Origin of the sequence: Mesorhizobium liriopis, assembly GCF_024053505.1 — a bacterium.
GTDB lineage: Bacteria > Pseudomonadota > Alphaproteobacteria > Rhizobiales > Rhizobiaceae > Mesorhizobium_B > Mesorhizobium_B liriopis.
The window spans coordinates 94,303-114,221 of the sequence record NZ_JAMXQS010000004.1; the positions used below are offsets into that span (position 1 = coordinate 94,303).

The 19,919-nt window shown below is 64.7% G+C and carries 23 protein-coding genes and 2 riboswitches; of the genes, 9 read left to right on the forward strand and 14 right to left on the reverse strand.

Annotated features, from left to right (window positions below; translation table 11 throughout):
* Positions 1-31 precede the first annotated feature (31 nt).
* A riboswitch (cobalamin riboswitch) is annotated at positions 32-224 on the reverse strand.
* Between the two features lie 102 nt (positions 225-326).
* Positions 327-519, forward strand: a riboswitch (cobalamin riboswitch).
* Positions 520-558: 39 nt separating this feature from the next.
* From NGM99_RS08355 to NGM99_RS08375, 5 genes are read left to right on the forward strand one after another with little or no spacing between them, the layout of a single operon-like run.
* Entirely contained in the window at positions 559-741 is a 183-nt protein-coding gene (locus NGM99_RS08355; RefSeq protein WP_252817940.1) for a CbtB domain-containing protein, read from the forward strand.
* Positions 742-753: 12 nt separating this feature from the next.
* On the forward strand, positions 754-1,509 hold the full coding sequence (locus tag NGM99_RS08360) for a CbtA family protein (RefSeq protein ID WP_252817942.1): 756 nt from the start codon (positions 754-756) through the stop codon (positions 1,507-1,509).
* A complete protein-coding gene (gene cobU, locus NGM99_RS08365) occupies positions 1,502-2,017 on the forward strand; it encodes a bifunctional adenosylcobinamide kinase/adenosylcobinamide-phosphate guanylyltransferase (protein WP_252817943.1) in 516 nt (171 codons plus the stop codon). Before NGM99_RS08360 ends, cobU begins: the two co-directional genes overlap by 8 nt.
* Positions 2,014-2,628, forward strand: coding sequence for a cob(I)yrinic acid a,c-diamide adenosyltransferase (cobO, locus tag NGM99_RS08370; RefSeq protein WP_252817945.1), 615 nt, complete (start codon positions 2,014-2,016; stop codon positions 2,626-2,628). The genes cobU and cobO overlap by 4 nt, the downstream gene beginning before the upstream one ends.
* Positions 2,629-2,667: 39 nt before the next feature.
* On the forward strand, positions 2,668-4,128 hold the full coding sequence (locus NGM99_RS08375; RefSeq protein ID WP_252817946.1) for a cobyric acid synthase: 1,461 nt from the start codon (positions 2,668-2,670) through the stop codon (positions 4,126-4,128).
* Here the strand turns inward: NGM99_RS08375 and cbiB are convergent.
* The gene (gene cbiB, locus NGM99_RS08380; RefSeq protein ID WP_252817948.1) at positions 4,112-5,071 is read right to left on the reverse strand and encodes an adenosylcobinamide-phosphate synthase CbiB; all 960 of its coding nucleotides are present in this window, start codon (positions 5,069-5,071) and stop codon (positions 4,112-4,114) included. The two genes, NGM99_RS08375 and cbiB, sit on opposite strands and share 17 nt — an antisense overlap.
* On the opposite strand from cbiB, the gene cobD reads away from it, so the two are divergent.
* Positions 5,070-6,083, forward strand: coding sequence for a threonine-phosphate decarboxylase CobD (gene cobD / locus NGM99_RS08385; RefSeq protein WP_252817950.1), 1,014 nt, complete (start codon positions 5,070-5,072; stop codon positions 6,081-6,083). The genes cbiB and cobD overlap by 2 nt on opposite strands.
* The gene (locus NGM99_RS08390; protein WP_252817952.1) at positions 6,080-6,580 is read left to right on the forward strand and encodes a tyrosine phosphatase family protein; all 501 of its coding nucleotides are present in this window, start codon (positions 6,080-6,082) and stop codon (positions 6,578-6,580) included. The genes cobD and NGM99_RS08390 overlap by 4 nt, the downstream gene beginning before the upstream one ends.
* Before the next feature lie 72 nt (positions 6,581-6,652).
* Here the strand turns inward: NGM99_RS08390 and NGM99_RS08395 are convergent, their stop codons facing one another.
* From NGM99_RS08395 to modA, 8 genes are all read right to left on the reverse strand, one after another.
* A complete protein-coding gene (locus NGM99_RS08395) occupies positions 6,653-7,672 on the reverse strand; it encodes a sulfate/molybdate ABC transporter ATP-binding protein (RefSeq protein WP_252817956.1) in 1,020 nt (339 codons plus the stop codon).
* Positions 7,672-8,568 (reverse strand): sulfate ABC transporter permease subunit CysW, encoded by an 897-nt coding sequence (gene cysW / locus NGM99_RS08400; protein ID WP_252817958.1) that lies wholly within the window; start codon positions 8,566-8,568, stop codon positions 7,672-7,674. Before cysW ends, NGM99_RS08395 begins: the two co-directional genes overlap by 1 nt.
* A 2-nt stretch (positions 8,569-8,570) precedes the next feature.
* Positions 8,571-9,392: a sulfate ABC transporter permease subunit CysT gene (gene cysT / locus NGM99_RS08405; RefSeq protein ID WP_252817960.1), complete on the reverse strand. Its 822-nt coding sequence runs from the start codon at positions 9,390-9,392 to the stop codon at positions 8,571-8,573.
* Between the two features lie 73 nt (positions 9,393-9,465).
* Entirely contained in the window at positions 9,466-10,452 is a 987-nt protein-coding gene (locus tag NGM99_RS08410) for a sulfate ABC transporter substrate-binding protein (protein ID WP_252817961.1), read from the reverse strand.
* Positions 10,453-10,596: 144 nt separating this feature from the next.
* Entirely contained in the window at positions 10,597-10,938 is a 342-nt protein-coding gene (locus tag NGM99_RS08415; RefSeq protein WP_252817963.1) for a winged helix-turn-helix domain-containing protein, read from the reverse strand.
* A gap of 18 nt (positions 10,939-10,956) precedes the next feature.
* Positions 10,957-12,075: a molybdenum ABC transporter ATP-binding protein gene (gene modC, locus NGM99_RS08420; RefSeq protein WP_252817964.1), complete on the reverse strand. Its 1,119-nt coding sequence runs from the start codon at positions 12,073-12,075 to the stop codon at positions 10,957-10,959.
* Positions 12,072-12,773 (reverse strand): molybdate ABC transporter permease subunit, encoded by a 702-nt coding sequence (gene modB / locus NGM99_RS08425; RefSeq protein WP_252817966.1) that lies wholly within the window; start codon positions 12,771-12,773, stop codon positions 12,072-12,074. The genes modC and modB overlap by 4 nt, the downstream gene beginning before the upstream one ends.
* An 18-nt stretch (positions 12,774-12,791) precedes the next feature.
* Positions 12,792-13,571, reverse strand: a complete 780-nt coding sequence (gene modA / locus NGM99_RS08430; RefSeq protein WP_252817968.1) for a molybdate ABC transporter substrate-binding protein — start codon at positions 13,569-13,571, stop codon at positions 12,792-12,794.
* A gap of 173 nt (positions 13,572-13,744) precedes the next feature.
* Between modA and NGM99_RS08435 the strand changes: the two genes are divergently transcribed.
* Together NGM99_RS08435 and NGM99_RS08440 are read left to right on the forward strand one after the other, a co-directional pair.
* On the forward strand, positions 13,745-13,954 hold the full coding sequence (locus NGM99_RS08435) for a TOBE domain-containing protein (protein ID WP_252817969.1): 210 nt from the start codon (positions 13,745-13,747) through the stop codon (positions 13,952-13,954).
* 297 nt (positions 13,955-14,251) lie between these two features.
* Positions 14,252-15,025 (forward strand): FadR/GntR family transcriptional regulator, encoded by a 774-nt coding sequence (locus NGM99_RS08440; protein WP_353937393.1) that lies wholly within the window; start codon positions 14,252-14,254, stop codon positions 15,023-15,025.
* Here NGM99_RS08440 and NGM99_RS08445 read toward each other — a convergent pair.
* The 5 genes from NGM99_RS08445 to NGM99_RS08465 form a co-directional block, all read right to left on the reverse strand.
* Positions 14,992-15,804, reverse strand: a complete 813-nt coding sequence (locus NGM99_RS08445; RefSeq protein WP_252817971.1) for an ABC transporter permease — start codon at positions 15,802-15,804, stop codon at positions 14,992-14,994. The two genes, NGM99_RS08440 and NGM99_RS08445, sit on opposite strands and share 34 nt — an antisense overlap.
* A gap of 4 nt (positions 15,805-15,808) precedes the next feature.
* Entirely contained in the window at positions 15,809-16,603 is a 795-nt protein-coding gene (locus NGM99_RS08450) for an ABC transporter permease (protein ID WP_252817972.1), read from the reverse strand.
* 49 nt (positions 16,604-16,652) lie between these two features.
* On the reverse strand, positions 16,653-17,726 hold the full coding sequence (locus NGM99_RS08455) for an ABC transporter substrate-binding protein (RefSeq protein WP_252817974.1): 1,074 nt from the start codon (positions 17,724-17,726) through the stop codon (positions 16,653-16,655).
* Between the two features lie 27 nt (positions 17,727-17,753).
* Positions 17,754-18,848: an ABC transporter ATP-binding protein gene (locus NGM99_RS08460; protein WP_252817976.1), complete on the reverse strand. Its 1,095-nt coding sequence runs from the start codon at positions 18,846-18,848 to the stop codon at positions 17,754-17,756.
* 108 nt (positions 18,849-18,956) lie between these two features.
* Positions 18,957-19,865, reverse strand: coding sequence for a LysR substrate-binding domain-containing protein (locus tag NGM99_RS08465; RefSeq protein WP_252817977.1), 909 nt, complete (start codon positions 19,863-19,865; stop codon positions 18,957-18,959).
* Between the last annotated feature and the right edge of the window lie 54 nt (positions 19,866-19,919).

Below are 19,919 nucleotides of genomic sequence, written 5' to 3' on the forward strand. Positions count from 1 at the left end.
CCCGCCCAGGACACCCGCCAGGCTTTCGGGAAATTACGTTCGCGCGCCGGCAGGTCTCCTGGCTTGCGGGTCTCGGCTTTCAGGCCGCCTTCCCGGGACCAGCCCAGTGGCAATTCGGCCTTCAGCTCACCGCCTACAGTTGCGGGGACAGCCGCGGCTTTCGAACCGCGTTCCCTCTTGCGCCCTTGCCGCAAGAGCAAGGGACCGTCGCGACCGTCATTTAGGCGCCGGCTCCCGAACCTGTCAACGCGAGGGCACGACCCCTCTCGCCGCAACCGCGACATGGAGCGGCGCGAATCCGTTTGCCTCGTGTCTCAGGCTTCCCTATGGTCGGTTCGTCATCGGCTCTCTTTCCGAAAGGCGAGAGCGCAAGAGGGAACGCGGTTCGAAAGCCGCGGCTGCCCCCGCAACTGTGAGCGGCGAGCATTCCGTCCATGACGCCACTGGGTATCCCCGGGAAGGCGGACGAAGCGCGCATGAGCCGCAAGCCAGGAGACCTGGCCGAGGACGAAACGCAACTGGCATGGCCCTCGGGTGGAGGGCGGAGGTTTTGATTTCATGGCACATTCGGCAACCGCTTCGCTCGGCAGCGCAAGCTCTCTGTCCTCGCGGCGCATCCAGCTCGCTTTCGCCGGGCTGCTCGGCATCTTCATCACCGGCTTTGTCGGCTTCTCGCACATCGAAGCCGTGCACAATGCCGCTCACGACTATCGCCACTCGCTCGCTTTCCCCTGCCACTGAGGGGTTTCGCTGATGTCGATCTTTCGAAACGTCGTGTTCGTCGCGGCGCTGACCGGGCTCGTTGCCGGGTTGGTTCTGGCCGCGATGCAAAGCTTTTCCACCGTTCCGCTGATCCTGCAGGCGGAAACCTTCGAGAGTGCGGAGCCCGCGCACACGCATGACCATGGTGCGGCACGTGCCGAGACCGGCGCACCAGCCGCGACCGTCGCTGTGCATGAGCATGATGAAGAAGGCTGGGCGCCGGCCGATGGGTTCGAGCGCTTCGCCTTCAACCTGCTCGCCAATGTCGTTTCGGGCGTCGGTTTCGCGCTCCTGCTCGTCGCGGCAAGCGAACTGGCGGGCGGCATCGGTTCCTGGCGTCAGGGGCTGATCTGGGGCTTTGCCGGGTTCGCCGTGTTCACGCTGGCGCCGGGCCTGGGCTTGCCGCCCGAACTGCCGGCCATGCCGGCGGCCGATCTTTGGGCGCGGCAGGTCTGGTGGACGGGCACCGTGGCCGCAACCGCCATCGGTCTCGCGCTGATCGCGTTCCGCGCCGCGCCGGTCTTCGCCGCGCTCGGCGTGGCTCTGATCGTGGCACCGCACCTCATCGGCGCACCGCAGCCGCCGAGCTATGAGACTGCGGTCCCCGAAGGGCTGCACCATGATTTCGTGGTGGCTGTGACCGTGACCAACCTCGTCTTCTGGCTTGTGATGGGCGCGGTGGCGGGTGTGCTCTGCCAGCGCTTCCTGCGCGAGGATACACCGGCCCTGCGAAGCCAGCTTGCCTGAAGCGCCATCGCTGACGCTCGTTCTCGGTGGTGCGCGCTCGGGTAAGAGCACGCATGCCGAGGGCTTGATCGCCGCCTTCCCGCCGCCGTGGACCTATATCGCCACGGCGGAAAGCTTCGACGGCGAAATGGACGAGCGCATACGCTTGCATCAGGAGCGGCGCGACGAGCGCTGGCAGACGGTGGATGCGCCACTCGATCTCGCGGGCGCCTTGCGTAGCGCGCCGGATGGACAGCCGGTGCTGGTCGACTGCCTGACGCTCTGGCTTTCGAACCACTTGCTCGCCGAACACGATCTCGATGCGGTGTCAGTGGAACTCGCAGACGTGTTGCGTCTGCCTCGCGGGCCCTGGATCGTGGTTTCCAACGAAGTGGGCCTGGGGATCGTGCCCGACAACGCGCTCGCGCGGCGTTTTCGCGATGCCGCAGGGCGGCTCAACCAGCGCGTGGCGGCGATCGCCGACCATGCCATTTTCATCGCGGCAGGACTGCCGATCAGGTTGAAATGACGGATATCACCAGCAGCGAAGAAGCGCGGCATCGCCAGAAGATGCAGAAGCGCAAGGAGGTGCAGGACGCAGAGGTCGCCGAAAAGCGCATCGAGAAAGGTCTGCTGATCGTCCATACCGGTGCCGGCAAGGGCAAGACCACCGCCGCCTTCGGGCTCGCGCTGCGGATGCTCGGCTATGGCAAGACGGTGGGCGTCGTACAGTTCGTGAAGGGGGCCTGGCATACCGGCGAAAAGGATGCCTTCGCCCTTTTCGGGGACCGCCTTCGCTGGCACGCGATGGGCGAGGGCTTCACCTGGGAGACGCAGGATCTCAAGCGCGACATCGCAGCGGCCGAAGCCGCTTGGGGGAAGGCCAAGGAACTCATGGCCGACCCCAATGTGGCCATGGTCGTTCTGGACGAGATCAACATCGCCCTGCGCTACGACTATCTGCCCATCGCCGATGTGGTTTCAGTGCTTCAAGCGCGGCGGCCGGACCTGCATGTGGTGGTGACGGGCCGCAACGCGAAACCGGAAATGGTGGATGCGGCGGATCTGGTGACGGAGTTCTCGCTGGTGAAGCATCACTTCAAGGCAGGCGTGAAGGCACAGGAAGGGATCGAGTTCTAGAACTCGGCCGGCTGCCATGCGTGTTCGAGAACCTTCCTCATGACCGCGAAAGCTCTCATGTTTCAGGGCACCGGCTCGGACGTCGGCAAATCGCTCGTCGTCGCCGGGCTCTGTCGCGCGCTCACCCTGCGCGGGCTCCGCGTCCGGCCGTTCAAGCCGCAGAACATGTCGAACAACGCGGCCGTAACAGCCGATGGCGGCGAAATCGGGCGGGCGCAGGCGCTTCAGGCGCGCGCCTGCAAGGTGCCGCTGACGGTCCACATGAACCCGGTGCTGCTCAAGCCGCAAAGCGAAACGGGCGCGCAGATCGTGGTGCAGGGCAAGGTCTGGGGCCAGGCCAGGGCGGCGGAGTATCAAGGCATCAAGCCGCAGCTTCTGCCCCATGTGCTCGACAGTTTCGACCATTTGAAGCGTGAAGCCGACCTCGTCCTCGTGGAGGGCGCGGGGAGTGCCTCGGAAACCAACCTGCGCCGCAACGACATCGCCAATATGGGATTTGCCGAGGCGGCGGGCGTGCCCGTCGTTCTGGTCGGCGATATCGACCGGGGCGGCGTGATCGCGAGCCTCGTCGGCACCCGGCACGTGCTGCCACAAGACGATGCCGCGCGGATCGTGGGCTTTCTCGTCAACCGTTTTCGCGGCGATCCGGCGCTGTTCGCGGATGGAATGCAGGTGATTGCAAAAGCGACGGGCTGGCAGGATTTCGGGCTGATCCCGTTCTTCCCCGACGCACGCCGATTGCCGGCAGAAGACGCGCTGGCGCTTGCGCATGCAGGCACATCGGACGCGCGAGACGGTGCGCTTCGCATCGCGGTGCCGATCCTGCCGCACATCTCGAACTTCGACGATCTCGACCCACTGGAAGCCGAGCCAGCCGTTTCCCTCATAAGATTGCAGCCGGGCGACGTTCTTCCGGGTGATTGTGATCTCGTGCTCCTGCCGGGCTCGAAATCGACCATCGCCGATCTGCATGCGCTGAAGCGCGAAGGCTGGGATGTGGATATCCGCGCGCATCACCGGCGCGGCGGTGCGGTGCTGGGACTTTGCGGCGGCTACCAGATGCTGGGCCGCACGGTCGAGGATCCGCAGGGCATCGAGGGGCCGGCGGGCAGTGTCGAGGGGCTGGGACTGCTCGATGTTTCCACCACGCTTTCGAACACCAAGCGGCTTGAAACGGTGGTGGGGAAGACAAGCGATGGCATCCCGTTCACCGGCTACGAGATGCATATGGGCGAGACCAGCGGACCCGACTGCGCGCGGCCTTTCGCGACGGTCGGAGGCCATGCCGATGGCGCGGTATCGACAGATGGCCGTGTGTTCGGCACCTACGTACACGGCCTCTTCGCCGAAGACCGGCAGCGCTCGGCCTGGCTTCAGAGGCTGGGCGCAGGCCCGAGCCGGCTCGATTACGAGGCCGGGGTCGATGAGGTGCTCGATCGCCTTGCCGCGCATCTCGAACAGCATTGCGACATCGATGGCCTGCTCAGCCAAGCCAGGTGACGAGCAGTGCTGCGATCGCCACCAGCGCGATGCCGAACGCATCCGCCGTCCAGTAGAGGCGCAGGGCACGGCGAATGTCGGTGGCGTTGGCTTCGCGTCGGCCGCCTTCGCCCATGAATGCGTCTTCCACCGTCACGCCATTATAGACGCGGGGGCCCGCCAGCGCCAAGCCGAGCGCGCCGGCCATCGCGGCTTCGGGCCAACCGGCATTGGGCGAGCGGTGCTTGCGCGCGTCGCGGCGCAGCGCGGCCCACGCGCTTCCTGCCGAAGTGCCGGGCGTGGCCCAGGCCGCGGCCACGATCAGCAAAGCCGTGAGCCGCGAGGCGGGCAGGTTGATCAGGTCATCGAAGCGCGCGGCGGCCCAGCCGAACTGTTCGTGGCGGGGAGTACGGTGGCCGATCATGCTGTCGGCGGTGTTGGCTGCCTTGTAGGCGACTGCGCCGGGCAATCCGCCGACAGCCATCCAGAAGGCCGGCGCGGTGATGCCGTCGGAAAAGTTCTCGGCCAGGCTCTCGATGGCCGCGCGGGAAACGCCAGCTTCATCGAGTGCTTCAGGATCGCGACCGACGATCATGGAGACGGCGCGGCGACCGCCTGCAAGACCTTCATGCTCAAGCGCATCGGCGACGTCGCGCACATGGGCGCCAAGACTGCGCTGTGCGACGAGGCTGCTGGCAAGCACGGCGCATATCAGCAGTGCAACAAGGCTCGGCCCGAGGGCGATCTGGATCAGCAGGGCAAGGGTGGTCGGCACCAGCACGAGGATGACAAGCGCGACGACGCCCTTGAGCCTGCGCCAATTGCCTTTGTTCAGGCGCGCATCGAGCCCATCGATCAGGGCGCCGATCCAGGTGACCGGGTGGCCGATCCACTGGTACAGGCGATCCGGGTAGCCGATCAGGCGTTCGACGACGAGCGCGACAAGTGTGAGGAGTGCGGACATGGAGGCTGAAACCGACGCGATACGCGATCACGGTGGCAGCCTTGCCACGGCCCGTGCGCTGTTTCCCCATGCGCCAGCGCCCTGGATCGACCTTTCGACCGGGATCAATCCGCACCCTTACAAGCTTCCACCCATTCCCGCCAGCGCGTGGGAAAGACTGCCGGAAGACGCCGATATCGAGTGTCTTTGCGAGGCGGCGGTCCGGCGCTATGGCGCGCCTTCGGCCGCGCATCTGGTCGCGGCACCCGGAACGCAGGCATTGCTGCCACGCGTGGCCGCCATGGTGAAACCGGGTCGCGCGGCGGTGTGGACACCGACCTATGCCGAGCATGCGCGGGCCTTGGTCCGCGCGGGGCATGAAGTGATCGAGGTCTCGAATATCGACGCTCTAGCGGACGCCGACATCGCGGTTCTGGTCAACCCGAACAATCCGGATGGCCGGCTGCTTTCGGCCGAGGAACTCTGCGCGCTCGCGCGAAAGCTCGAACGGCGTGAGGGCATGCTGGTCGTGGACGAGGCCTTCATGGATGTGCGGGAAGCGGATGGCTGGAGCGTGGCTGGAGCGGTCGAGACGCACGCCAACCTCGTCGTTCTGCGCTCGTTCGGCAAATTCTACGGACTTGCCGGTTTGCGGCTAGGTTTTGCGGTTGCATCGACGCGGATTGTGGAGCGGTTGCGTAGCGAACTCGGGCCGTGGGCCGTCAGCGGACCGGCGGTCGCGGTGGGATGCGTGGCGCTTGGGGACGACCGGTGGGCGTCTGCGACACGCGCGAGGCTCGCTGCTGCGGCGGATCGGCTCGACCATCTGCTCGGTTCGCACGGGCTGAAGGTCGCTGGCGGCACGAGCCTGTTTCGTTTCGTGCGAACCGAGCGCTCTGCCGAGGTCTTCGAGGCGTGCGGCCGGGCAGGGCTCTATCTGCGCCGGTTCGACGTGATGCCGGATGCGCTGCGCTTCGGGCTGCCGCCGGACGATCAGGCGTTCGCGCGTCTCGAACGGGCGCTTGCGCGATGATCCTCGTTTCGCCGCGATCGGCGGTCGAGCGAGTGATTGCCGAATACCAGCCGGCCGCGCTCATTTCGCTGCGCTCACCGGATGCCGCGCTGTTCTCGCCGGATGCCATTCCCCAGGAAGACCAGTTGCATCTCGTGATGAACGACATTGCGGAAGACCGGCCGGGGCTGATTTCGCCGAGCGCGGCGCAGGTCCGGGCGCTGCTGGATTTCGTGACAGGGTGGGCGCAGGTGCGGCCGCTGCTGATACACTGCTATGCCGGAATATCCCGCTCGACTGCCGCGGCATTCATTGTGATGGCGGCGCTTCATCCGGAACGTCATGAGGAGGAATTGGCTGCCGAGCTCCGCGCGCTTTCGCCCTCGGCGACGCCCAATCCGTATCTGGTCAGGCTTGCGGATGGGGTGCTTGGACGTGACGGGCGAATGGTCCGCGCGATTGAGGGGATTGGACGAGGGGCGGAAGCGTTCGAAGGGGCTCCGTTTCGGTGGGGGTGAGGATGGGCTGTGGCGGGGGTGAACTCTCCCCCTGCGCTCCGCATCAGAACCCGGTCGAAGACCCCGGCGGCTTCAGATGTTGAACACCTGACCACGCCGGATCGTGACGAACCCCGTCGCACCGACGCTGGCCACCACTTCCGGTGCCACATCGAGTTCCAGATGCGCCTCGGCATCCGTCGAAACCACCAGCCGTCGCCCATCCGGCCGATCGATCACGCGCAAAACGCGGGCGGCGATGCCGGGGCCTTGGGACTGCCAGTCGAGGTCGCGGGGGCGGGCGAGGATTTCGGCGGCGCCATTGGTGGCGTTGGGGGCAGGGAGGCGGATTTCGCCTACCACCGCAGAGCCGTCATGCACGGAAGCGGGAATTCGGTTCGTGTCGCCCAGGAAGGTGGTGACGAAGCGTGAATTCGGGGCGCGGCTCACTTCTTCCGGCGTACCCTGCTGCACGATGTTGCCCTCGTTCAGGATCACCACGCGATCGGCAAGGTCGAGCGCTTCTTCCTGATCGTGCGTCACGAAGAGCGAGGTGATGCCGAGTTCCTCGTGGATTTCGCGAAGCCAGCGGCGCAGGTCGCGGCGGACATTGGCGTCGAGTGCGCCGAAGGGCTCGTCGAGCAGGAGCACCGTCGGGTCGACCGCCAGAGCCCGGGCAAGCGCCACACGCTGGCGCTGGCCGCCCGAGATCTGACTGGGAAAGCGGTTGCCCAAGCCATCGAGCCGCATCAGGCCGAGAAGTTCGTTTACCCGGCTGGCGATTTCCGCCTTCGAGCGCTTGGTCTTCGAGACCTTCATGCCGAAGCCGATATTCTCGGCCACCGTCATGTGCGGGAAGAGGGCGTAGTTCTGGAACACGAAGCCCACGCCGCGTTCGCGCACGGGAATGCGTGTGGCGTCCGTGTCGCCGAACAGGATATGGCCGCCATCGGGATATTCGAGGCCGGCAATCATGCGCAGGATCGTGGTCTTGCCCGAGCCCGAGGGGCCGAGCAGGGCGACCATTTCGCCGCTTTCGATTTCAAGTGAGACGCCGCGCACGGCGCGGAAGGTCTGGAACGTCTTCGAGACGTCTTCGAGCTTGATCTTCATCACGCCTTCTCCATGACCGGGGCGGGGACGGGTGGGCCCGAAAGGCTGGGACGGCCTGCGCGACCGGCACCCTGTCGCTCGAGCCAGACCTTGGCGATCAGGGTCAGGACGGCGAGAAAGGCGAGAATCGAGGCCGCCGCGAAAGAGGCTGCGGTCTGGTAGTCGTGGTAGAGCAGTTCGACATGCAGCGGCAGCGTGTTGGTCTCGCCGCGGATATTGCCCGAGACGACCGACACCGCGCCGAACTCGCCCATCACGCGGGCATTGCACAGGATGATGCCGTAGAGCATCGCCCAACGGACATTGGGCAGCGTGACGCTCATGAATGTGCGGAAGCCCGAGGCGCCGAGCGAGGTCGCGGCCTCTTCGAGGTCGCGCCCCTGCGCCTGCATCAGCGGGATCAGCTCGCGCGCGACAAAGGGCGCGGTCACGAACATCGAGGCCATGACGATACCGGGCAGGGCGAAGAGAATCTTGATGTCGGCTGACTGCAGCGTCGGTCCGAAAAGGCCCTGCAGGCCGTAGACGAACAGATATGAGACGCCCGCGACGATGGGGGACACCGAGAACGGAATATCGATGACGATGATCAGCAGCCGGCGGCCGGGGAAGTCGAATTTGGTGACGGCCCATGCGGCGGCAATGCCGAACAGCGTGTTGATCGGCACCGCGATCAGCGCGACCACCACGGTCAGCGTCACCGCGCTCACCATGTCGGGTTCGGCGATCGCCGCGAAATAAGCGGGCAGGCCGCGTCCAAGAGCCTCGGTCGCGATCACCACCAATGGCGAGACGATCACGATGAGCGAGGTGACCACGACAAAGACGATGAGGCTCCACTTGAAGGCGGGGCTGTCGCCGACACGGCGGGGCTGGCCGGGTTGTCGTCGCGCCATGGTCAGTCTCGCCTCGTGTAACGCAGCGCGCGCGCCTGCATGGCGTTGGTCACGGCAAGCATCACGAACGCCGCGATGAGCATCACGGACGCGATCGCTGCGGCTGCGGGCAGGTCATATTCCTCGAGCCGGATGAAGGCGAGGAGAGCCGTGATCTCCGTGCGCATCGGCTGGTTGCCGGCGATGAAGATGATGGCGCCGAACTCCCCCAGGCAGCGGGCGAAGGATAGCGAGATGCCGGCGAGCAGGGCAGGCGTCAGAAGCGGCAGGATCACCTTGCGCATGATCGTCCAGTCGGAGCCACCGAGCGATTGCGCGGCTTCCTCGATGGACGGATCGAGATCCTCCAGCACCGGTTGCACCGTGCGCACGATGAAAGGCAGCGAGGTGAAGGCCATCGCGATCATGATGCCGAGCTGCGTATAGGCGACCTTGATGCCGAATGGAGCAAGCGCGCCGCCGAACCAGCCATTCTGGCCGAACAAGGCTGTCAGCGAAATGCCGGCGACAGCGGTCGGCAGCGCGAAAGGCAAATCGACCAGCGCATCCAGCAAGCGGCGGCCCGGGAAGCGATAGCGCGTCAGCACCCAGGCGAGTGCGAGGCCGAAAACGAGGTTGAAGGCGGTTGCGACCGCGGCGCAAAAAACCGTGACGCGGTAGCTCGCCACCGCGCGCGGAGAAGAGATGATGCGCCAATAATCCTCGGGCCCCAGGCTCGCAGCCTTGAAGACCAGCGCGCCCAAAGGCAGCAGCACGATCAAGGCGAGGTAGAGGAGCGTGAAGCCGAGGGCCAGCGGCAGCCCGGGCAGGACGCGACGTGCCAAGCGTGAAACCCTGTTGTCGGTGGCAATGCGCCGACGGCCTTCGAACAAGGCCGCCGACCGTTCGATGCCTGGGTTAACGCTGGCCATAAAGCTGGTCAAGCAGCGCGCCGGACGCGAAGTGCTCCTTCTGGACCTTTTCCCAGCCGCCGAACGTGTCTTCCACAGTCAGGAGGCGGACCTTCGGGAACTGGTCCCTGAACTTGGCCTCGACACTCGGCTCGTGCACGCGATGGCCGAATTCGGCGGCAATCGTCTGGCCTTCGGGCGTGTAGAGGAAGTCGAGATAGGACTTCGCGAGATCGCGCGTGCCGTGCTTTTCTGCGACCTTGTCGACGACGGCGACGGGAAACTCGCCCAGGACGCTGACGGAAGGCGTCACCAGCTCGTATTTGTCGGCGCCGTATTGCTTGACGATGCCGCGCGTCTCGGCCTCGAAGGTGATCAGCACGTCGCCCGTGCCGCGCTCCACGAAGGTGGTGGTCGCCGCGCGGCCGCCGGTGTCGAAGACGGGCACGTGATTGAAGAGCGCCGTAACGTATTCCTTGACCTTCGCCTCATCACCCTTGAACGCTTCCTGAGCGTAAGCATAGGCCGCGAGATAGGTGTAGCGGGCGTTCCCCGAGGTCTTCGGGTTGGGGAAGATCACCTGCACGTCGTCGCGCACCAGATCGCCCCAATCCTTGATGTTCTTCGGATTGCCGGCCCGCACCACGAATGAGGGCAGCGAGTAGAAGGGCGAGGATTTGTTGGCGAACGCGTTCTGCCAGTTTTCGGAGACCAAGCCGTTTTTGGCGAGGAAATCGACATCTGGCACCTGATTGAAGGTCACGACGTCGGCTTCAAGGCCCTCGACGATGGCGCGCGCCTGTTTTGACGACCCTGCATGGGATTGGTCGATCGTAACGCCCGGATGCTTGTCCACATAGGCTTTGTTCACGGCCACGAAGAGCTCGCGCGCGATGTCGTATGAGGCGTTCAGCAGCTTTTCGGCAGCGAAGCTCGATGTGGATGCGGCGAGCAAAGCTGCGAGGCCGAGGCCCGCAGCGAGAAAGGTTTTCATGATGGCTCCGAAGGCGCGTCTGGGATCAGAGCGCCAAGCATAGTCATCCCACTCCGAAGGGCAGGGTTCGTACGCCCCCATTCAAGGCATAACATGGATGATTATGCTTATAATTGACGAAAAGTCGGAAATTTATTCCACTGATCAGGCTGCTTCGATCTCGGCCTGTAACGCCTGCATCTGAGCAGCAGCGGCAGATGCGGCGGCACGTTCGATGGCGCGGAAGCGTGCGACGAGGGCCAGGCCGAGCGCCGTCAACTCCGCGCCGCCGCCCTGGCGGCCGCCTGTGCGGGCCGCGATCACGGGCTTGCCGAAGATGGTCTTCATTTCCTCGACCAGATCCCAGGCGCGCTTGTAGGACATTCCCATCGCGCGGGCGGCGGCCGAGATCGAGCCGCTGTCGGCGATGTGTTCGAGAAGCTCGATCTTGCCCGGGCCGATGCGGCCTTCGGGGTCGAGGTCGATGCGCAGGCTGAGCGAGGCCATGGTGGTGCTCCTTGTGCGTCAGGCTAACAGATCGGCCGATGGGACGCCACGAATGGCAGCGGTGCTGGCGGGGTCGAAGCTGACGGACTTGACCACGGCGAAGACGGGCGTGCCGGGCGAGAGTTCGAGAGCGTCGGCCGAAAGGCGCGTGACGCGCGCCGTGATGGCATCGCCGCCGCAGTCGAGCGTGACCAGCGCTTCCGCCTCACCGAGCGGTGCGATCGCTGTGACCGCGCCTTCGAGCACGTTGAGCGCGCTGGACTGTTCGGGGCGCAGGCGCGAGAGCATCACGTCCCGCGCACGGATGCGGACGCGGAGCTTGGTGCCGGCGGCCGCCTGCACGCGGGCCAGCCGCCACTCGCCGCCGGATGAGCGCAGGCGGGTGAGACCCCATTCGGGCATGGGCTCTGCGACCGTCAGCGTGATCAGCGAACTGCTTTCGCCGCTTTCCTCAGCCAGCGTATCGAGGCGGGGCAGCACTGCCTCGGCGGGGCCTGTGGCCAGCACGCGGCCATCGCGCATCATCACCACATCCGTGGCGAGCCGGGCCACCTCTTGTGCCGAATGGCTGACATAGACGATGGGCACCTTCAATTCGTCGCGCAGGCGTTCGATGAAGGGCAGAATCTCTCGCTTGCGCGCGTCATCCAGCGCGGCGAGCGGTTCGTCCATCAAGAGCAGACGGGGGGAGGCGAGAAGCGCGCGGCCAATCGCGACACGGCTCTTTTCGCCGCCGGACAGCATGCCCGGCCTGCGGTCGAGCAGGTGGCCGATGCCGAGCAGGTCGATGATCGCGGCCTCATCGGCCCAGCGGTCGGTGCGTGGGGCAAAGAAGCGGCCGAAGCGCAGGTTCTGCCTGACGCTGAGGTGCGGAAACAGTCGCGCGTCCTGAAAAACATAGCCGATGCGGCGTTTGTAGATGGGCACGGCGATGCGGGCGTCCGTATCGACCAGCACCGTGTTATCGATCGCAATCCGGCCCCGGTCGGGTCGCATCAGGCCGCTGATCAGGTTGATCAGCATGGTCTTGCCCGAGCCGGATGGCCCGAACAGCGCGGTCAGTCGGCCGGCCGAAGCGAATGTGGCGTCGAGCGTGAATCCGCTGACGGCGCGCTGAACCGAAACCTCGAGGCTCATTCGACAGTGAACCGCCGGTCGATGCGCCGCGCAAAGGCTTCGGACGCGACAAGGGCTGCCATGGCGATGACGATCGAAACAGCTGTCAGCCGCAGGGCGCCGGTTTCGCCACCCGGCACCTGGGTGAAAGTGTAGATGGCGGAGGGCAGGGTTTGCGTCTCGCCGGGAATATTCGAGACAAAGGTGATCGTCGCACCGAACTCGCCCATGGCTTTGGCGAAGCAGAGAATGGCCCCGGCCACGACGCCCGGCAGCGAAAGGGGCAGGGTAACGACGAGGAACGTGACCAAAGGCGATGCACCGAGCGTGTTGGCCGCGCGCTCCAGTTTCCGGTCCACGGCTTCGATGGACAAACGCATGGCGCGCACCATGAGCGGAAAGCCCATCACGGCACAGGCCAGCGCAGCACCCGTCCAGCGGAACGAAAAGACGATGCCGAAATGCTCGGCCAGAAAGCCGCCGACCACGCCACGCCTGCCGAAGCTCAAGAGCAGCAGGTAACCGGTGACGACGGGCGGCAGGATCAGCGGCAGATGGACGATGCCGTTGAGGACCGACTTGCCGGGAAAGCGCCCTCGCGCAAGCAGCAGCGCAACGGCGAGGCCCAAGGGCAGGCTGGCGAGCGTCGCCCAGCTCGAAACCTTGATTGAAAGGCGAACCGCGCTCCATTCTTCGGGGCTGAGTTGAAGCCAATCCATGAAGCGCGGCCGTGCCTTTTATTTCAGCAGGATGTTGAAGCCCTGTTTTTCGAAAGCCGCACGGGCTTGCGGTGTTTTCAGGCATTCGAGCAATTTCGGCGCGTCCGCATTCTTGGACTCGGCCGTCAGCGCCACGGGATAAACGATCGGTGCGTGGCTGTCTTCGGGGAAGGTGCCGACGATCTTGACCTTGGGATCGGCCGCCGCATCCGTCTTGTAGACGATGCCGAGCGGGGCTTCGCCGGTTGAAACGAGGGCGAGTGCCGCGCGCACATTTTCGGCCTGCGCAACCTTCTTCGACACCCCTTCCCAAGCGCCGAGCTTTTCCAGCGAAGCCTTGCCGTATTTGCCGGCGGGGACGGACTCGACATTGGCCATGGCCAGCTTGCCGTCGCCAACCGCTGCGGACAGGTCGAAGCCCTGTTTGATGTCGATACTGGTCGCGGAATCGGCAGGCGCCACGAGCACGATGCTGTTGCCCAGCAACTCGTTCTCGGTGTCCTTCCTGGTCAGGTTCTTGTCCGAGAGATACTTCATCCAGTCGCGGTCGGCGGAGAAGAAGATGTCGGCCGGCGCGCCCTGTTCGATCTGTTTGGCGAGAGCGGACGAGGCGGCATAGGAGATCGTCGCCTTCTTGCCGACGGATGCCTCGCAGGCTGTGTTGATCTCATCGAGCGCGTTCTTGAGCGATGCGGCCGCGAATACCGTCAGGCTCTCCTGCGCAGACGCCGCGCCTGCCCCCAACAGTATTGCGGTTCCCACCGCCAGAACCTGCATGCGCGCCCACGTTTTCGTCATCGATCTCTCCCTGTCTCGACCAAAGCGATATATTCGGATGAATATAACTAGACGTTCTTGCACCGATGAAAATGGTGTATCTGCGTTTTTCCCGGAAGCAATCCGCTCAGGGCTTGCCAGCGGGTCGGGCGCGCGCATAGTGCGCGGCATCTCAAACGAGCAGGAAGACTTCAATGAAGCTCAGCGCGCGTAACACCATCCCCGGCACGGTCACCAAGGTGGCCAAGGGCGCAACCACGGCCCATGTCGCGATCGAAATCGGCAATGGCGTCGTCGTCACCGCATCGATCACCAACGAAGCCGTGGACGAGCTTGGGCTCAAGGTCGGCGAGAAAGCCTATGCGGTGGTGAAGGCGTCCGACGTGATGGTCGCGGTCGACTGAGGTCACTGAGCGGAGGCGCCGCTTTGAACACAGAGTTCATCAACCAAGAGAGGCGAAGGCTCTTCCAATAATCATACTATATGATAGTGGATGCCTCGATTGGAATCGAAACCTTTTGCGAGGCGGAGACTCCAGGAAACTTTCCCGAGCTTGGCCGGGCTTTTCCTTTGCTTGTGCGAAGTGAAGAGCTCGGCCTTCTTTTTTGGCTGTGATGAGCGGACAAGGCAGACTTTCCGCTGGCGTCATAAGGGCTTAAGCAAGAGGTCTCGTAATTCCACTCGATGGAAGGAGCACCGTTTGCATCCCTCGCTGCCTTCCCTCGCGCCGGAAGACCTGCTCGCGACGACGCGTCCTCGCACGCACCATGGCCATGTCATGCGCGATCTCGGCCGCGATATCGTCGGCGGGCGCTTTGCCGAGAACTCGGTGCTGCCGGGCGACAGCGAATTGATGGAACGGTTCGGGGTATCGCGCACGGTGTTGCGCGAGGCGCTGAAGACACTTGCCGCCAAAGGCCTGATCCAGGCGCGCGCCCGCATCGGCACGCGCGTACGCGAGCGGCAGTTCTGGAACCTGTTCGATCCAGACATCCTTTACTGGACCGCGGAAACGGGCGTCGATGAAAGCTTTCTCTTGAGCCTGGCAGAGATGCGCCTGGCTTTGGAACCGGAAGCTGCGGCACTCGCGGCGGAGCGGCGCAATGAAGAGCACTGCGCGCTGCTCGCTGACTGGATCGAGCGCATGGCGAACGCCACCAGTTCGCGCGAGTTCGTGGAAAGCGATTTGGGCTTGCACATGACCGTGGCGGAGGCGTCGGGCAATCCATTCATGCTTTCGGTCAGCACTTTGATCGAAGTGGCTTTGGCGACGACTTTTTCCGTCAGCTCACCGATCCCCGATCCCGAGCGCCATGCGGGGAACGTCGCGCGGCATCGCGACATCGTCGATGCCATCGCGAAAGGGGATGCCGAGGGCGCACGGGAAGCTATGCGGACAGTGATCCGCGAGGGCATGGAGCGCGTTCAGGCAGTGGCGGATCAGGCCTCGGGCGAGGCGGTCCGCCAGCGATAGACCGCGCGGATCGCGAGAACCAAAACCGTCAGCGCGATCAGCACCACGGACAGGGCGGCAATCGCCGGATCGATGTTGTCGCGCAGGCCCATCCACATCAGCCGGGGCAGCGTGATGGCGTTGACGCTGGTGACGAAGAGCGTGACGCCGATCTCCTCCCAGGACAGCACGAAAGACAAGAGCCAGGCGGTCAGGATGCCGAAGCGGATGTTCGGCACGATGATTTGGGCGGCCCGCTGCCAGACAGTGGCACCCAGACCCCGCGCGGCGAGATCGATGCGCCGGTCCACCTGCGCCAGGGAGACGAGGATCAGCACGACGGCAAAGGGCATCGTCATCACGGAATGGGCAAGTGCGGTGCCGAGCCAGCTGTCATAGCCGATCGAGCCGCTCACATTCGAAAGGGATGTGAGAAGGAAATAAAGCGTCACGGCTGAAACCACCGGCGGCACGACCATGGGCAGGATGGCGAAGCCGACGAGCACGGCCGCGAAGCGCGGCTGGAACATCCAGAGGCCGAGACAGAAGCCCAGCGCGAGCAGCGTCGAGACCGTGCTCGAAACCACGCCGATGCGGATGCTGAGCAGAATGGCGTCCAGCCATCGCGGGTCGCTGACGAGCGTTGCGTAGTGGCGCAGCGACCAGTTGCCCGTGGGCATTGAGAGAAAGCGCGCCGGCGTGAACGAGACCGGCACGACCGCCAGCAGCGGCAGAAGCAGGAACACCGCGACGAGTGCCGCGAGCAGGAGGATGACGGGGCCGGGTCGGTAATGCGTCATCGGCTCAGCCCGCCAGTTCGCGCGGGCGGATGAAGCGCCAGAGCGCTGCCATCAGCACACCGACCAGCACCACGAGCGTGACGCTGATGGCCGAGCCCAAGCCCCAGTCGGGGCTCTGGAAGATGCGCAGATAAACAAGCTCCGCCACCATCACGCTGCGCCCGCCGCCGAGGATCGCAGGGGTCACGAAGAAGCCGAGCGCGAAAACGAAGACGATGAGCGCGGCACCGATGATGCCCGGCAGCGTCATCGGCACGAAGATCGACCAGAAGATACGCGAGCGCGAGGCACCGAGGCCTTGGGCGGCAAGCAGAACGCGTTCATCGAGATTGCGCATGGCGGATGCGAGCGGGAAGACGGCGAATGGGATCAGGAAGTGCGTCATGCCGACCACCACGCCGAACTCGTTGCGGACCAGCGCGAGCGGTTCGGACAGGATGCCGAGCTGCTGGCCCCAGCTGTTGAGCAGGCCGCGATTGGACAAGAGCGCCACCCAGCCGAAGGCGCGGGTGAGAACGGAGATCCAGAACGGCACGAGTACGCAGAACTCGACGGCCAGTCGTTGCAGCGGCGTGCCGCGCACAAGCACGAAGGCGATGAGATAGGCGGCGGCTACGGCTGCGATCGTGACGAACAGGCAGATCCGGAAGGTGCGCAGGAAAACCGACTGCACGAGCGGGTCGAGAACGAGCGCCTGGTACTGCCCGACCCCCGGTTCGGGCAGCGTCACGCTCCATCGCGCGACGCCGAAGAACGGCACCGCGTAAGCGAAGAACAGGAAGAGGAGAAGCGGCGCCATCCACAGCGCCGCTTTCCATTGGCTCGATCCGAGACCCATCGCGGATCGGTCAGGCCGAGATGATCTTGGTATATTCGTCCAGCGCCTTGCCGTAATTCTCGGCGTACCAATCCATGTCGAGCGGGATCTGCTTGGAGGCGTTCGCGGGCTCCATCGGGTTGAAGCGTTTCCGGTCCTCGGGGATCAGTGCGTCGGTGGCCGGGTTGGCCGGGCCTTGGCCGAGCTTCTCGAACATCACCAGCTGCTTTTGCGGGTCCGACATGGAGGCGATGAATCTCATCGCATTCTCCTTGCCGCCCGGATTGTTCTTCAGAACGGCGAGCGAGCCGGGCGAGATCAGGCCCTGATCCCAGATGAACTTGATGGAGCCGTCCGAATCCTTGTCGAGCAGCGATGCGCGGGTGGACCAGATCAGCGCCATCGATGCCTCGCCATCGATCAGAACCGACTGGCTCTCGGCACCACCGCCCCAATAGGCGACGACATTGTCCTTGAAGGCTGCGATCTTCTTGTGGGCGCGTTCGAGGTCGAGCGGGTAGAGTTTGTCGGGCGCGACCCCGTCGGCCATGAGCGCGGCTTCCCACATGCCCACGCCCCATTTGTAGAGCGAGCGCTTGCCCGGGAACTTCTCCGTGTCGAAGAAGTCCGCCATGCCGGTCGGCACCTTGTCGCCGAACTTCGAGGAATCGTAGGCGATGATATAGGAGAAGAAGTAGGTCGAGGCGGCGTGCTCCCAGCCGAAGCCTTCGCGGAATTTCGTCTTGTCGACCACCGTGTAGTCGATCGGCTCCAGCATGCCCTGCTTGCCGAGCGAGATGGCCGAGAACGGGTCTGCATCCACCAGATCCCAGGTCGGCTTGCCGCTCTTGGCCTGCGCCGAGATGGCGCCTTCCGTCGGACCCGAGCCGTCCTCCTTGACGGTGATGCCGCTCTCCTTTTCGAAAGGTTGGCCGTAAGCCTCGTCATAGGCCTGGATGGCGTCGCCACCCCAATTGACCAGAACCAGCTCCTTGGCCTGCGCCCAGAGCCGCGAGGGCGAAAGAGCCGTGACGCCGACCGCGGCGCCCGCGAAGAGCTGACCGAAGCGGCGGCGACTGATGCCGTGTTCGAGAAGTTTTGTCATTGTCGTTCCCCTGTTTTTATTCGGAAGTCATGCACTGGGCGGAATGAGAAAGCCCCTTTCCGGTGCCCAAGTCAGCCAGACCGGCCCCTCGGAGGCGAGCGCAGCGTTCGCCTCGTCGGTCGGAACCGAAAGCGAAAGCTTGATGCCGCTGCGTGTCGCGAGTTCCAGCCGTGTCGCGGAGCCGCCATAGGTCGCGCCGGTCGGCATCGCCGCCAGCGCATTGACCGCGCCTTCGGGCGAGCGGACGAGCCGCATATGTTCGGGCCGCACGCCAAGCAGCGTGTCCTTGCCCGACAGGTTGCCGCCGGTTTCGTCCACGAAGATGCGCCGATCCTCGAAGGCACCGTTGGCGCCCTGGCCATCAAAAGAAAGGCCCGAGAGCGGCAGCATGTTGATCTCGCCCAGGAACTCCGCGACGAAGCGGTTCTTCGGCCGCTCATAGACCTCACGGGGGTCGCCCACCTGCAGGAGCTGGCCGCTGTTGAAGATCGCGATACGTGACGAGAGGGCCAGCGCTTCAGTCTGGTCATGCGTGACGAAAACGAATGTCGTGCCTGTTTCGCGATGAAGTCGCGCGACCTCGGCCTGCATCTGTTCGCGCAGGGATTTGTCGAGAGCGGAGAAAGGCTCGTCGAGCAACAGCATGCTCGGCTCGAAAACGAGCGCGCGGGCGAGCGCCACGCGCTGCTGCTGGCCGCCGGACAACTGGGCTGGCCGCTTCTTCTCGTGGCCCCTGAGCCCGACCCTCTCGACCATCGCGCCGACCTTGCGCCTGATCACGTCGCCCGATGCTTTGCGCACGCGAAGCGGGAAGGCGATGTTGTCTTCGACACTCATATGCGGAAACAGCGCGTAGCCTTGGAACACCATGCCGGCCTCACGGTCTTCGGCCGGCATCGGCGTGATGTCGCGGCCGTCGCGCATCAAGCGGCCGGTGGTCGGCTTGGTGAAACCTGCGAGGATCATCAGGAAAGTGGTCTTGCCCGAGCCCGAGGGGCCGAGCAGCGTCAGGAATTCGCCGCGTCCGATGTCGAGGCTCAAATCCTTCAGCGCCCAGAAATTGCCGAAACTCTTTCCGACGCTCGAAGCCTTGATCTCGGCGGCGTGGCTGCGTTGGTTCATCCTCGGGCGCCTCCAGTCCGGTGAAGGCTATCACTCCAAGCCCAAGCGGCAACCGAATTGTTTTGCCTCTGCCGACAAATATCCTTCACCGCAAACCTTATCGGGCGGTCAATCATAGGCATTGCGCGCGACGGCTTCCGCTTTGGTGAGGCGCGATTTGAGCCAAGCGGTGAACGCCACCAGTGCCGGCTGCTCGCGTTTGGAATGTTCCATGACGAGAAAGTAGGACTTCGGCGATTTGAACGCGATCTCGAAGGGCCGCACCAGCTGGCCCTCGCGCATGGCGGTGCGGCAGGTCAGTTCGTCGCCCATGGCGATGCCTTGCCCGGCGCTCGCCGCGGCGAAGACGAGGTTCATGTCGGAAAAGACGATGCCGCATTCGGGATCGGGGTTGAGCACATCCGCCAGCGCCAGCCAGCGGGTCCAGTCCTCGAAATTGCCGAGATGGAGAAGCGGCGCCTTCAACACGTCCTGCGGCTCGGGCAAGCCGCCGAGCTTGTTGAGGAGCACCGGCGAGCAGAGCGGCGTGAACTCGATATCGCAGAGAAGCTCCACCGCTCGGTCAGGCCAGTTGCCGTCGCCGAAGGCGATGAAGATGTCGGGATCACTCGCCGACACGTCGTCCAGCTTGCGCGGCGTGGTGACGGAAAGGGCCACATCCGGGTAGAGGCTCTGGAATTCGCCCAGATGCGTGCAGAGCCAGAGCGAGGCGAAGCCCGGCGTGCAGCTGATCACCAGATCGCCGCTCACGCCCGTTTCCGAGCCTTGCGCGCCTGCGTCTCCCAGAACCGTCAGCGCTTTGCGCACGTCGCCGGCATAGCGGCGGCCTCGGGCCGTCAGCGCCACGCCTTTTCCGGCGCGCTCGAACAAGGAGAATCCGAGCTCGCGTTCGAGCAGGCGCAATTGATGGCTGACCGCGCTGCGTGTCAGATTGAGTTCATCGGCCGCCCGCCACACACTGCCGAGCCGCGCGAAACTGTCGAGCGACCGGAGCGCCTGCGTGGACGGGATGCGCATGACTTTGCCTTTGTGGTGAAGAGCGTTTGCCGGATGGCGGAAAACTTATCACTT